Source organism: Chryseobacterium sp. PCH239 (genome assembly GCF_018924625.1).
Lineage (GTDB): Bacteria > Bacteroidota > Bacteroidia > Flavobacteriales > Weeksellaceae > Chryseobacterium > Chryseobacterium cucumeris.
In genome coordinates, this window is record NZ_CP073027.1 from 1,394,045 (window position 1) to 1,408,003 (window position 13,959).

General features: G+C 37.8%; 13 protein-coding genes. 8 read left to right on the forward strand and 5 right to left on the reverse strand.

Going from position 1 to position 13,959, the window contains the following annotated elements:
• The first annotated feature begins 21 nt into the window (after positions 1–21).
• The 6 genes from KBP46_RS06445 to nhaA all read left to right on the forward strand — a co-directional run bounded on the left by KBP46_RS06445 (position 22) and on the right by nhaA (position 8,460).
• Entirely contained in the window at positions 22–381 is a 360-nt protein-coding gene (locus KBP46_RS06445; RefSeq protein ID WP_062670716.1) for a response regulator transcription factor, read from the forward strand.
• Positions 382–479: 98 nt separating this feature from the next.
• Entirely contained in the window at positions 480–2,366 is a 1,887-nt protein-coding gene (locus KBP46_RS06450; protein WP_216444950.1) for an AMP-binding protein, read from the forward strand.
• A 61-nt stretch (positions 2,367–2,427) separates the two neighbouring features.
• Positions 2,428–4,359: an acetate--CoA ligase gene (gene acs / locus KBP46_RS06455; protein ID WP_216444951.1), complete on the forward strand. Its 1,932-nt coding sequence runs from the start codon at positions 2,428–2,430 to the stop codon at positions 4,357–4,359.
• A 234-nt stretch (positions 4,360–4,593) separates the two neighbouring features.
• Positions 4,594–4,959, forward strand: a complete 366-nt coding sequence (locus tag KBP46_RS06460) for a hypothetical protein (protein ID WP_062670722.1) — start codon at positions 4,594–4,596, stop codon at positions 4,957–4,959.
• Between the two features lie 109 nt (positions 4,960–5,068).
• Positions 5,069–7,279 (forward strand): bifunctional (p)ppGpp synthetase/guanosine-3',5'-bis(diphosphate) 3'-pyrophosphohydrolase, encoded by a 2,211-nt coding sequence (locus KBP46_RS06465; RefSeq protein WP_062670724.1) that lies wholly within the window; start codon positions 5,069–5,071, stop codon positions 7,277–7,279.
• A 2-nt stretch (positions 7,280–7,281) separates the two neighbouring features.
• Positions 7,282–8,460 carry a Na+/H+ antiporter NhaA gene (gene nhaA, locus KBP46_RS06470; protein ID WP_034696273.1) on the forward strand — a complete coding sequence of 393 codons (1,179 nt, stop codon included), beginning with the start codon at positions 7,282–7,284 and terminating at the stop codon, positions 8,458–8,460.
• On the opposite strand, the gene KBP46_RS06475 is transcribed toward nhaA, so the two are convergent.
• The gene (locus KBP46_RS06475; RefSeq protein ID WP_062670728.1) at positions 8,457–9,470 is read right to left on the reverse strand and encodes a YihY/virulence factor BrkB family protein; all 1,014 of its coding nucleotides are present in this window, start codon (positions 9,468–9,470) and stop codon (positions 8,457–8,459) included. The two genes, nhaA and KBP46_RS06475, sit on opposite strands and share 4 nt — an antisense overlap.
• A 229-nt stretch (positions 9,471–9,699) precedes the next feature.
• Here KBP46_RS06475 and rlmH point away from each other — a divergent pair, with 229 nt between their 5' ends.
• On the forward strand, positions 9,700–10,173 hold the full coding sequence (rlmH, locus tag KBP46_RS06480) for a 23S rRNA (pseudouridine(1915)-N(3))-methyltransferase RlmH (RefSeq protein WP_062670730.1): 474 nt from the start codon (positions 9,700–9,702) through the stop codon (positions 10,171–10,173).
• A 157-nt stretch (positions 10,174–10,330) separates the two neighbouring features.
• Here the strand turns inward: rlmH and KBP46_RS06485 are convergent, their stop codons facing one another.
• The 4 genes from KBP46_RS06485 to KBP46_RS06500 all read right to left on the reverse strand — a co-directional run bounded on the left by KBP46_RS06485 (position 10,331) and on the right by KBP46_RS06500 (position 12,569).
• On the reverse strand, positions 10,331–10,783 hold the full coding sequence (locus KBP46_RS06485; RefSeq protein ID WP_062670732.1) for a tRNA (cytidine(34)-2'-O)-methyltransferase: 453 nt from the start codon (positions 10,781–10,783) through the stop codon (positions 10,331–10,333).
• A gap of 66 nt (positions 10,784–10,849) precedes the next feature.
• Positions 10,850–11,662, reverse strand: a complete 813-nt coding sequence (locus tag KBP46_RS06490; protein WP_216444952.1) for a lipopolysaccharide assembly protein LapB — start codon at positions 11,660–11,662, stop codon at positions 10,850–10,852.
• A complete protein-coding gene (locus KBP46_RS06495; RefSeq protein ID WP_062670736.1) occupies positions 11,659–12,225 on the reverse strand; it encodes a phosphatase PAP2 family protein in 567 nt (188 codons plus the stop codon). The genes KBP46_RS06490 and KBP46_RS06495 overlap by 4 nt, the downstream gene beginning before the upstream one ends.
• 2 nt (positions 12,226–12,227) lie before the next feature.
• Entirely contained in the window at positions 12,228–12,569 is a 342-nt protein-coding gene (locus tag KBP46_RS06500) for a twin-arginine translocase TatA/TatE family subunit (RefSeq protein WP_034696279.1), read from the reverse strand.
• Positions 12,570–12,953: 384 nt separating this feature from the next.
• Between KBP46_RS06500 and KBP46_RS06505 the strand changes: the two genes are divergently transcribed.
• Positions 12,954–13,901: a hypothetical protein gene (locus KBP46_RS06505; RefSeq protein WP_123277961.1), complete on the forward strand. Its 948-nt coding sequence runs from the start codon at positions 12,954–12,956 to the stop codon at positions 13,899–13,901.
• Positions 13,902–13,959 lie beyond the last annotated feature (58 nt).

A 13,959-nucleotide genomic window follows, 5' to 3' on the forward strand; every position in this document is an offset into this window, starting at 1 on the left:
GAACACCATTAAAACCTTCTTATGAGAAAGATAATCATTGCGGATGACGAACACAAAATATTGATGTCGTTGGAATACAGCTTTAAGAAAAACGGATATGATGTTTATATTGCCCGTGACGGAATGGAAGTCCTTGACTTTCTGAAAACCATGGTTCCGGATGTGATTCTTCTAGATATCATGATGCCGAATCTTGATGGCTACAGCACCCTGGATCTTATTAAACAGGATGAAAAACTGAAAGACACCAAAGTGATCTTTCTAAGTGCTAAAAATAACCCAAGAGATATTGAAAGAGGATTGGAAATGGGTGCAGATGCCTATGTAACCAAACCTTATTCAATAAAAAAACTGATGCAACAAATTGAGGAGATGTTCTAAGAGATTGCTTCGCCTGCGGCTCGCAATGATACGACTACTTATCCTTGTCAAGATTTAAAACCTTGACAAGGATAAAAAACTAACACACAACTAATGATATGAATACAGATACCTTATTTAAACAAAGCATAGAAAACAAAGAAGACTTCTGGAAGGAACAGGCCGGGAAAATACAATGGTTTGAATTTCCGCAGCAGATTCTTTCCAATGGTGAAAACGATTACCCACAGTGGTTTTCTGATGGGAAGCTCAATATGTGTTACTTATGTATTGACAGACACATTGAAGACGGCTTCGGAGATCAGGTTGCGATCGTTTATGATTCTCCTGTAACCCATCAGAAGAAAACCTACACATTTCATCAGGCAAAAGAGGAAATAGCAAAACTGGCAGGAGGATTGGTTTCTTTAGGGTTAAAAAAAGGAGACACAGCCGTTATTTATATGCCTATGATTCCGCAGACACTTTTTGCCATGCTGGCATGCGCAAGAATCGGGGTGATTCACAATGTGGTTTTCGGAGGCTTTGCACCTCATGAGCTTGTTGTCAGAATTGATGACTGCAAACCGAAAGTTTTAATCACAGCCACGGCCGGTGTCGAAATTGCAAAGAGAATCCCTTATCTGCCACTGGTAGAAAAAGCAATTGAGCTGGCTCAGGACAAAGTAGACAATATTGTTGTATACAACAGAAAATTAGTAGATAATCAGGATGAAATGTTTGACGGACTTATTGATTATGAAGAACTGGTAGAAAAATCAGCTCCTGCGGACTGCGTTTCTGTAGAATCCACTCATCCGCTTTACCTTCTTTACACCTCAGGAACTACCGGAAAGCCTAAAGGGATCGTTCGTGACACAGGAGGTTATGCCACGGCATTACAATTCTCAATGACTTATGTCTATGGTGTTGAGCCGGGAGAAACGTATTGGGCTGCTTCAGACTTCGGATGGGCGGTTGGCCATAGCTTTTCTGTGTACGGACCCTTAATCAATAGAAACACGACTGTTATTTTTGAAGGAAAACCCATCATGACTCCTGATGCAGGAACTTTCTGGAGAATTATCTCAGAATATAAAGTTTCGGTGATGTTTACGGCCCCTACTGCTATCAGAGCTATTAAAAAAGAAGATCCGAACGGAGAACTGGTAAAAAAATACGATTTAACCCATTTTAAAAAACAGTTTCTCGCTGGTGAAAGATGCGATGTTGCCACTTTGGACTGGTTTGCAGAACATATTGGTGTTCCGGCAATAGACCATTGGTGGCAGACAGAATCCGGCTGGCCAATGCTGGGGTTGTTGACTCATGATGAAAATTATCAGATCAAAAGAGCATCTGCAGGAAAGCCTGTTCCGGGATATGATATTAAGATATTTGATGAAAACGGTTACGAACTCAATCCTCATCATGAAGGTTATCTGGTGATCAAACTTCCCCTCCCACCTGGCGCCATGCTTGGAATATGGAAAGACTACGCCCGTTTTGAAAGCAGTTATCTGTCTCAGTATAAAGGGTATTATTTTTCGGGAGACGGAGCTATTCAGGATGAAGACGGTTATATTTTCATCACAGGAAGAGTGGATGATGTGATTAATGTAGCAGGACACAGGCTTTCGACCTCCGAAATGGAAGAAATTGTTTCCTCACATCCTGATGTTGCCGAATGCGCTGTTGTAGGCATTGATGATGATTTAAAAGGACAGGTTCCTTTTGCCACGGTGGTGTTGAAAAACGGCTCGGCGATTTCTGAAGAAGATATTGAAAAAGACATCGTTCAGATGGTTCGCAACAAAATCGGAGCAGTTGCTTTTTTAAAAAACGTAATGGTTGTCAAACGTTTACCCAAGACGAGATCCGGAAAAATTTTAAGAAAGCTGATCCGGACACTGCTGGACGGTAAAGATTTTCAGATTCCATCCACTATTGATGATGAAAAAATCATTGAGGAAATCCAGGAAAAAATCAAGGTTTATAGAGCTTAAACGGGAAATTAAACATAAATTTAAAATATAATAAATTCAAATTTCAAAAAACGAAAGGGATATGAGAAATTACTTAATAGAAGATTTACCACAATATTTTGAAGACTATAAGAAGTCTATCAAAAATCCTAAAAAATTCTGGGATAAAGTTGCAGATCAAAACTTCGTGTGGTATCAGAGATGGAGCAAGGTTGTTAAGTACGACATGAATGAAGCGAAGATCACCTGGTTTAAAAATGCGAAACTCAATATTACCAAAAACTGTCTCGACAGACATCTTACCATAAGAGGGGAAAAAACAGCAATCATCTGGGAACCCAATGATCCTAAGGAAGAAGCACAGCATATTTCTTACAATGAATTATACACCCGGGTGAATAAAACGGCCAATGTTTTGCGTGATATGGGTATTGAAAAAGGAGACAGGGTCTGCATTTATCTTCCCATGATTCCTGAACTGGCCGTTACGATGCTTGCCTGTGCAAAACTGGGAGCTGTTCATTCTGTTATTTTTGCAGGATTCTCAGCTTCAGCAGTGGCTTCAAGGGTCAACGACTGTGAAGCCAAAATGGTTATCACATCGGACGGAAGCTACAGAGGTAATAAAGTTCTGGATCTGAAAAGCATTGTAGATGATGCGCTGGAAAAAACGCCGACCGTGGAGAAAGTTCTTGTGGTAAAGAGAACCCACAACGAAATTACCATGAAAGAAGGAAGAGATTACTGGATGGCCGATCTGTATGAAAAAGCTTCTCCTGATTTCGTTACTGTCATTATGGATTCTGAAGATCCTCTTTTCATTCTTTATACTTCAGGATCTACAGGAAAACCAAAAGGAATGCTGCACACCTGCGCCGGGTATATGGTGTACACCGCATATACTTTTAAAAATGTATTCAACTATAAAGAAAATGATATTTACTGGTGTACGGCAGATATCGGATGGATCACAGGACACTCCTATATTCTTTACGGGCCGCTGTTGAACGGTGCTACTACAGTGATCTTTGAAGGAGTTCCTACTTATCCGGAACCGGACCGCTTCTGGGAAGTGATTGAAAAGCACAAGATCACTCAGTTTTATACGGCACCTACTGCGATCCGTTCTTTAGCAAAAGAAAGTACAGAATGGGTAGACAAACATGATCTAAGTTCTCTGAAGGTCATTGGCTCAGTAGGTGAACCTATCAATGATGAAGCATGGCACTGGTTCAATGACCATGTCGGAAAGAAAAAATGTCCGATTGTAGATACATGGTGGCAAACGGAAACAGGAGGAATCATGATTTCACCGCTTCCTTTTGTAACGCCTACAAAGCCTACTTACGCTACCCTTCCTTTACCAGGTGTACAACCAGTTCTGATGGATGATAAGCGCAATGAAATCACAGGAAATCAGGTAACAGGAAATCTTTGTATCCGTTTTCCATGGCCCGGAATTGCAAGAACCATCTGGGGTGACCATCAAAGATATAAAGAAACTTATTTCACAGCTTTCCCTGGAAAATATTTTACAGGAGACGGAGCTTTGAGGGATGAAGTGGGCTATTACAGAATTACCGGGCGTGTAGATGATGTAATTATCGTTTCAGGACATAATCTTGGAACAGCACCTATTGAAGACAGCATCAACCAGCATCCGGCTGTTGCAGAATCCGCCATTGTAGGTTACCCTCATGACATCAAAGGAAATGCGCTGTATGGCTATGTAATGCTTAAAGAAACCGGAGAAGGACGTGATAAAGAAAATCTTAAAAAGGAGATCAATCAGTTAATTTCGGATCAGATCGGACCCATTGCGAAACTGGATAAAATACAGTTTGTTTCCGGGCTTCCGAAAACACGTTCCGGAAAGATCATGCGTAGAATTCTGAGAAAAATTGCAGAGGGTGACTTCAGTAATTTCGGAGACATCAGTACACTTTTAAATCCTGAAATTGTAGAGGAAATTAAAACGAAAGAATTTAAATTTAATCAATTTTTTAACCAATAGAAGCCCTGGAAGTTATTTTCAGGGCTTTTTATTTTAGAACAAGGAAATTATCAGGAGATGGAAACGAATATTATCCAAATTGTTAAAATTAAACACCCGTTCAACAATCATTCTTAAAACATTATCATCATCTATTGAAAACTGAATATTAATTAACAAATTATATTGACTTAAATGCAATGATAATCAGAAAATTATTACTAACTTTAATGGGAACTTTAAAACCAATTAACTATGTCACATATATTAGCTGGAGTATTTGGTCATCACAGCGACTACAAAAAACTGGAAAGTGATCTGGAAAATTCAGGATTCGGAACTTCAGATTACATTGTATACCTTAATGATGGTTCCGGTAATTCCCAATATTTGGCAAGTGTTACCGTTAATGATCTTACTCAGATTGACCTTGCACGGAATGCATTTGTTCAGAATGCAGCATTGAAATCCTACTTATTTGAAAATATGAACATCAATGAAACCAATTACGATACCATCAAAAGGTATATTGATGCAAGAAACAGAGCTGAAATCCACAGCAGCCCTGATATTAAAATCAAAACATCAAGTGACGGTATGAATTCTGAAGTCAAATTCTAATCGATATAAAATCTAATAACTGAAGATCCGTAGTGTATACTGCGGATCTTTTATGTTTGAAAAAACTAAAAAATTTCGTATTTTCGTCTAATTATAGGCATGTGCACAAATGAGCTACGATTTAGAACAAGAGAATAAAGAGATCCTTGCCAGATATAAGGACCTGATCTCTAATACATACAGAACATTGGATGAGGAAAATAATAAGCTCATCCGAAAGGCATTCGATATCGCGCTGGATGCCCACAAGGATCAAAGGAGAAAATCCGGAGAACCTTACATCTACCACCCTATTGCTGTTGCTAAGATTGTAGCAACAGAGATTGGTCTGGGTGCTACTTCTATTGCCTGTGCACTTCTGCACGATGTGATTGAAGATTCTGATTATACCTACGAAGATCTGAAAAAAATCTTTGGTGAGAAGATTGCCAATATCGTGAATGGATTGACGAAAATTTCCATCATGAACCATCAGAATATCTCTGTACAGTCTGAAAACTACAGAAAACTTTTACTGACATTATCTGAGGATTTCAGGGTGATTCTGATTAAAATTGCAGACCGTCTCCATAATATGAGGACTCTGGAAAGCATGGCTCCGGACAAGCAGAAAAAAATTGCTTCCGAAACGGTTTACATCTACGCTCCAATGGCTCACCGTCTTGGATTGTATAATATCAAATCCGAGCTGGAAGATCTTTCTTTAAAGTATAATAATCCCGAAGTCTATAACGAGATCACGGAGAAATTGGAACTGGCCAAGGAAAGCCGTGAAAGATATATCGAAGAATTTAAAAAAGAAGTATCTGAAAGACTTCATGAAGAAGGCTTAAACTTTAAAATCAAAGGCCGCGCGAAAGCTATTTCTTCCATCTACAGAAAAATGCTGAAACAGGGAGTTTCCTTTGAAGAGGTTTTTGATAACTATGCGATCAGAATTATTTATAAATCGGATGCAAAAAATGAAAAATTTCTGGCGTGGAAGATCTACTCTATCGTTACGGATGTATACCACAGTAACCCTTCCAGAATGCGTGACTGGATTACCCAGCCCCGTTCTACAGGATATGAAAGTTTACATTTAACGGTTTTAGGCCCTGATAAAAAGTGGATTGAAGTACAGATCCGTTCGGAAAGAATGGATGAAATTGCTGAGAAAGGAGTTGCTGCACACTATAAATACAAAGAAGGTTACAAACAGAGTTCTGATGACAGAAATTTTGAAAAATGGGTAACCGAGATCCGTGAAGTACTGGAACAGCAGCAGAATCTTTCCACCTCGGAGCTTCTGGATAACATTAAGCTTAACTTATATTCCAAAGAAGTATTTGTCTTTACGCCAAAAGGAGAAATTAAAATCCTTCCGACCAATGCTACCGCTCTGGATTTTGCCTTCTCTGTTCACTCCGATCTGGGAATGAAATGCTTAGGTGCCAAGATCAATGGAAAACTGGTTCCTATTTCCTACATCCTTCAAAACGGAGATCAGGTAGATATTCTTTCGTCACAGAATCAGAAGCCTAAATCTGACTGGCTGGAATTCGTAGTAACATCGAAAGCCAAATCCAAGATTAAAAGTTATCTGAACTCTCAGAAAAACCAATTGGTGGAAGAAGGAAAAGAAATTCTGCAGAGAAAACTTCGTCATGCGAAAATTAATTTTAATGATGAAGAAATTAATAAACTGCAAAAGTTCTTTAATTTAAAATCATCCCAGGAGCTATTCCTTAAATTCCAAAGTAATGAACTGGATGTAAGCAGCCTGAGAAAATATATAGAAAGTAAAAACGTATTCAACAATTTACTTTCAAGATTCAGAAAATCGCCTAATAAAAGTCAGCATTTCGAGGATCTGAAAGAGGAAAACCTTGACATGATTGTCTTTGGGAAGGACGAAGAGAAGCTTAACTATACGTATGCAAAATGCTGTACCGTAATTCCGGGAGACAAAATTTTCGGATTCATCACGATTTCAGACGGAATCAAAGTGCATAGTGACAACTGCCCGAATGCCATCAATCTGAGAGCTCAGTACGATTATCGTGTTATTCCGGCCAAGTGGGTGAATGCGGAAAGCTTTAAAAACAGAGTAAAAATTGAAATTGAAGGACTTGACAGAATGGGTATGATTAATGATATCACCACTGTCATCAGTGGAAGTATGGGAATGGATATGAAAAGTATGTCTATTGAATCCAACAATGGTGTTTTCACAGGAAATATCAACCTCGAAGTCAAAAATAAAGGTCAGTTAGAAGAGACCTTTAAAAAACTTAAAAATATTAATGGTGTTTCCAGAGTGAGACGAGTACAATCGTAAACATGAATTTATCTCTTTATTTTAAAAAATTTTTCAACAACAGTCAGTCCTCAGGAATTATTCTTATTTTCTGTGTACTTATTTCATTGCTTATTGCCAATTCGTCTGCTGCAGAGAACTTTCAGCATTTTTTAGACCAGGAAGTAGGAACTCATCTTTTTGGTTTGGAATATCCTGTCAGCATCTGGATCAATGACGGATTAATGGCAGTTTTCTTCCTTCTGGTAGGCCTTGAAATAAAACGTGAACTTGTAGAGGGTGAACTTTCATCCTTTAAAAATGCCTCCCTTCCTATTTTTGCAGCAGTAGGCGGAATGCTTGTCCCTGCAGTAATCTACAGCATTTTCAATACAGGAACGGAATACAGCAATGGTTGGGGAATTCCTATGGCAACCGATATTGCATTTTCTCTGGCTATCATTTCGATGTTAGGTAAAAAAATTCCTAATTCTATCAAGATATTTTTAGCGGCATTAGCTATTGTAGATGACCTGGGAGCGATCCTCGTGATTGCGATTTTCTATACAGAGCAAATCCACTGGAGCTATCTTCTCCTATCTTTTGGAGTGACTGCCCTACTTTTTATTTTAAACTTTTTAAAAGTAACCAAAACAATATTTTATATCATTCCGGGATTGTTTTTATGGTATTTCCTCCATCATTCCGGAATTCATGCTACGATAGCGGGTGTTTTGCTTGCATTTTCCATTCCTACCAATGCTTCGAATGTAGAAATTTCACCATTGGAAAAGCTGGAGCATCAGCTTCATATTCCGGTAAGTTTTCTCATTATGCCCATATTTGCTTTAACGAATACCAATATTACTTTCTCCAGTGAAATGGTCGCAGGAGTGACAAGTACGTTAGGTCTGGGAATTATCTGTGGATTGGTGTTGGGTAAGCTGATCGGGATCAATTTATTCTCATTGATTGCCATCAAATTAAAACTCAGTTCCCTGCCTCAAAACAGTAACTGGTTACAAATGATTGGTGTAGGGTTGTTAGCCGGAATCGGGTTTACGATGTCCATTTTTATTGCATTGCTTTCCTTCAAAGGAGAAATTCCGATTCAGGATGAAGCGAAGTTTGCCATCCTGATTGCGTCTTTTATCGCTGCCATTGCAGGATTTACCATACTTAGCGTAAGCTCAAAAGAAAACCCTGAACTGGAAGAGAATTAATCTTTCTTCCGGTTCTCCAATTTTCTTTTATGTTCCTCATCACTATCAAAGTCAGGTTCAGTAATCTGGGTGTGATATCCTGAAGCTTCCTTCTCAATCTCATCAGACAACAGCTTTTCTATTCTGAGTTTTCGGATCGCCATATTCAGCTCATTTCCGAATAAAAGGAGATATACATTGACATTCACCCAAACCATCAGCAGAATCATGCTTCCTATAGACCCGTAAAGAACGTTATATCGGGCTATATCTTTTACATAAATAGCAAAAATATACGTTGTAACCACAAATAATACTGTAGTCAGAATAGCTCCCGGAACCGCTTGTCGGAATCTTGTAATCTTCACAGTACCCAGCCAGTAAAATAAGGTCAGAAGTATAAAGTAAAAAAGCGGGAAAGAAACAAACCCGATAATCTTGGAAAGGTTGTCTACAAGCCACGTTACATCATAAGCCGGAGTAAAAAGTTTCATTACAACCTCTGCGTAATACACTCCAAACAGTGTTAAAAAAACGATGGTAATAAAGCCTATCGTGATAAAAAATGAAAGAATAAACTCTTTTACATCACTTAATTTTTCATCTGTATTTTCATTAAAACCATTAATTAGGGAAAATGTACCATTGGTCGCAAAAATAAGAGCCAGAAGAATGGTCAGGTTACTGATTCCTTTCATATTCGGAATGATATTGCTTACAATGTATCCTTTCACGTCTCCTTCCATGTTGGAAGGGAAAACATTATGCATCAGTACATCAAAAATATAAAACTGAAGCTCATCATATAGCGGCATATGAGGCAGAACAGAAAGCAAAAACAGAATAAACGGAAAGAGACTTATGGTAAAACTCCAAGAAATAGCAGCCGCTTTTCTTCCAATTTTTCCTTTAAAAATCCCGGAGATATAGATCTGAAACATCTGCCAAAGCGATATTCCTAAAACAGGAATATGGATGCTGTCAAAAAACTCTTGAATCTTTAAAATAAATTTAGGAACCTTTACACTCATCGATCTGTTTGTCTTTATACAAAGGTAGGGGAATTAAATTAAATAGGGAAAAGATATAAGGTGATAGGTGGCAGGAATTAGATAACAGGTCGCTGATGTTGGGTAGCAGGGATTAAGGGAGAATTTGAGAGTGGGAGGACTTTAGAGTTTAAACTAAAAAACTTACAACCAAAAAACCAGCAACAAATTAACTGCGAAACCCTATCTTTGCCATCTGAAAATTCTTGCAATGCGAATCAGTTTACTTTGTATCGGTAAAACAGATGATAAGGAAATTACCTCTTTAATCAATTATTATCTCAACCGTTTACCCAAACACTGGAATTTTGAAATTACAGAAATTCCGGATGTAAAAAATGCCAAAAACCTATCTCCTGATCTTCTTAAAAAGGAAGAAGCCAAGTTATTCTTAAACCATATTGATAAAAACGATCTGGTAGTGATTCTTGATGAAAAAGGAAAACAGTTTACCAGCCGGGAGTTTTCTCAGAAAATTGATACCTGGATGAATTCCTCCGTAAAGAAAATACATATTCTGATTGGAGGAGCTTATGGCTTTTCTGAAGAGATCTACAGTAGAGCGAATGAAAAAATGTCTTTATCGAAAATGACTTTTACCCACCAAATGATCCGTCTGTTTATTGTAGAACAGCTTTACCGTGCGGACCAGATTTTACAGGGAAAACCTTATCATAACGATTAAAAAAGAGGCTCCCGAGAATGTCATTCTGACGAAAGAAGAATCTCACCAATACAATTTATGAGATTCTTCACTCCATTTCTGAGCTACGTTCGCAGCCTTTCAGTCTGTGTTCAGAATAACAAAAGCCAAATAATTTGACTTTTGAAACAACTTATCTCTATTTCAGACTGATCTGTCTCTTTGCTTCTCCTACCACAAAAGCAACAGAATTAGCAATATTAAAGCTCCTGATGAGTTTCGACATAGGAATGGTAAGATGATTTTCAAACAGGTCCAGGACCTCTTTACTCAGTCCCACACTCTCCTTTCCGAAAACCAACCAATCTCCATCCTGAAAGTCCGTTTCAAGGTATGATTTTTCGGCATGTGAACTCATTAAAAATACTCGTGATACATCAGGAATTACTTTAATCCATTCTTTTACATCTGCATATTCAGAAACATCGAGATGTACCCAATAATCCAACCCGGAACGCTTCAGGTTTTTATCATTAATTACAAATCCAAACGGATGAATCAGGTGTAATCTGCTTTCAGTTCCTACACATAATCTTCCAATATTTCCAGTATTATTAGGTATTTCGGGTTCTACAAGAACAATATTCAACATCTTTCTATCTCTTTTCGTTTTTTAGTATGGATTTATTTAAATGATTGGGGTAGAGTGTTTTTTAATTTATTTCTTTACACATTTAGCATAAGAATCAGTCAGGACTGCTTTTTCATAGCCTAAAGCAACTGCTTTATCCAGATTTTCACAAGCTTCCTTAATTTTGGATGTGTCCATGAGAATCATAGCCTTGCTCACATAAGATTGGGCAAATTTCGGGTCTATGGAAATTGCTTTGTTGGCATCTGTAAGAGCTTCTTTATATTTTTTCATTTTAAAATAGACGTCTGCTCTTCCATTATAAAGCAGTGATTCCGGTTTTTCAGAAAGAAGTTTATTATAATCTTTTAAAGCTCCGTCCAGGTCACCATTATTTTTTTTCAGATTGGCCAGTCCTGTTTTTGCAAAAAGATTGTCAGGAGCAAAAGTCAGAATCTGATTAAGGTCTTTGATGGCCAGGTCTTTTTTCCCCTGACTGTCATAAATTTTGGAACGTGTAAGATACAGATCCGGAGTTTCAGCATTTACCTGAAGTCCTTTTTCTATATATTCCAGGGCTTTTACTTTATTTCCTTTCTGACTGTAAAGCGACGAAAGATTGACGTATACAGAAACCGACAGCGGATTTGCTTTCAGGGCAGAATCGTAGGATCTAAAAGCCTGCGTCGTTTTTCCAAGCCTTCTCTGAGCTGTTCCGAGATAATCGTAATATTCTGATTGAAATTTTTGGATCTGTTCTTTTTCTGCCAATTTTAAATACTGCTCTTCTGCACATTTATAATCAGCTTTTTGAAAACATTCTTCAGCCAGTTTTTTATCCTGGGCATAGAATGTTAAAGAAAAACAGAGGGAAATTACTACTGGTAAAGTTTTTTTCATGAAGTTATAGTTTGTTTGTTGATCACTTTTTTGGCGAGTGCACCAAATATCACTCCCAATAAAGATCCAACAAACGCCCCCACCAAAATATCTATCGGGAAATGCACTCCTAAATATATACGGCTGTAGGAAACCACTATAGCCCATACAAATATAGCATATGGAAACCATTTAAGCTTATTTTTTAATAAAATACTTAAAAAGGATGCCAAAAAGAATGTATTGGAAGCATGAGCAGAATAAAATCCAAACTGTCCACCACATTTCACAATTCTCATGTGATGCTCTAAAGTAGGATCATGACACGGTCTCAGCCTTGCCACACCATATTTGAACACACTGGCTAACTGATCAGAAACCGTTGCTCCAATAGCCAAAAATATAAGGATAAAAACTAATGATCTTAGTTTGTGGTTTTTATATAAAAAATAAAGAAATATAATATAAAGAGGCACCCAGATCCAGGTACTGGAAATCAGCATCCAAAACTGGTCGAAAGATGAATCGCCCAAATTATTAAGGTAAAGAAATACCTTCTTATCTTCCTGAATGATTTCCTCCATACTTATCTGCTTACAGGTCCTTCGTAAGTCTCATCATCTGCAGGCTTCGGTTTTGGAGGCTCATTGGAAGCAACAGAAGAAGGTTCCGTCAGAATATCTTTCTGAATATCATTCATCGGGTTGAAATCCTTTGCAGCATCTTTTACCTTCTCAATCTCACGTTTGATTTCAGAAACAGGATTATCTGTTTCCTTCATGATTTCAGTTTTGATATCTTCTACTGCTCCACGCATCTTTCTAACGCCTGCACCTAAGTCACGCGCAATCTGGGGCAGCTTATCCGGACCGAATAATACAACGATTGCAATGGCAATGAGTGCCATTTCTCCAATGCTTAATTCCATGGTGTAAAATTACGAAAGATTATTGCATTTATAGACTGTAAACTAAAAATTTAAACAAATTTTAAGATTTTATAATGAAGTTCAGGATTCAAGGTTCAAGGTTTAAAGTTCAAGGTTTAAGGTTTTTTAGACGGGTTGCGGGTTTTGAGATTACTTTTTTTACGTGGGGCGAGTTGCTCTTTCTTTTTATTACTGTTTACCCACAAACTTTAAACTAAGAACCTTGAACCCTAAAACTCTTCCACTCTCAAACTTAGTTAGCTAACATCTGCAACCTGCAACCTACAAACCCGACATATCAATTAACAAATATTTAATTCAAAATAATGAGAATTAAGCAGCAATTATGTATATTTATAATGCACAACCAAACAAATATTAATTATGAAAAAACTAGTGACTACTTTTAAAGTTTTCGCCGTGTTATCGGTAATGGCACTCTACAGCTGCCAGAATGAAAACAATGAAATGAACCAACAGGAAGCTGTTCAGGCTAAGACAACCATCGATGAGCTGAAAAAAGAAATTACTCCTTCGTCTTCTCAACTTATTCCTGAAGCAGTACAGCTTCAACTGAATGAATCCACCAAAAATCTTGAAACGTATTTAAAAAATGATTTACAGATTGTGGGAGTGGCTGTATTGGGAAAAATTTCAACCCAACAAGGGGTAGAACTGTCTAAAAAACTGATTACGGATAAAGATCAGTTCATTGCTTCCGGAAATATTTTGGATCCATCCTCTGTAAAAATGGGAAAAATTGGAGATTTATATCATGGTGAGGATTTAACAATCGCCCAACAAGGATTAAAAGAAGCCATCACCGGAGAAGTAAAAGCGGGCACCCAGGTTATGGAAGTAACATGGAACGGCAAAAACGGAAAATTTACCACCCTATGTTTTTATGGAGATTCAGGGATTATCTGGGACAATATCTTCGGAGGACTTGTGATGATGGATACCCGAGGAAATTCAGAAACATCTGACAGAGAAGCTTCAAAAGTAGCTTCTACATGGTATAAACAGTGGTGGACAGCCAATTGGCTTTGGGGTTCTAAACGAGGTGAAGCAGGATATAAGATTACCATTTATTATTCAGGATCCACCGTTTCCAATGCAGATGTAAGTGATTGGGGCTATATAAGCTTAGGGAAAGCAAAAAGCGAAAGTAAAATAACTAAAAAGACAGGAGCTTACGGGCAATGTCGCTATGCACTGGGGCTTTGTACACCAACAGGTTCTTTAAGCTTTAACTCCACTAATTTCTCTGTATCATTCTCCGGATTAGGCAGCAATATTGTAAGTAACGGGACAAAATCCCTTTATCCATAGCTATTTTCATAAAAATCAGATTTTAATCAAAACGGGAAGCTCAGTGAGCTTCCCGTTT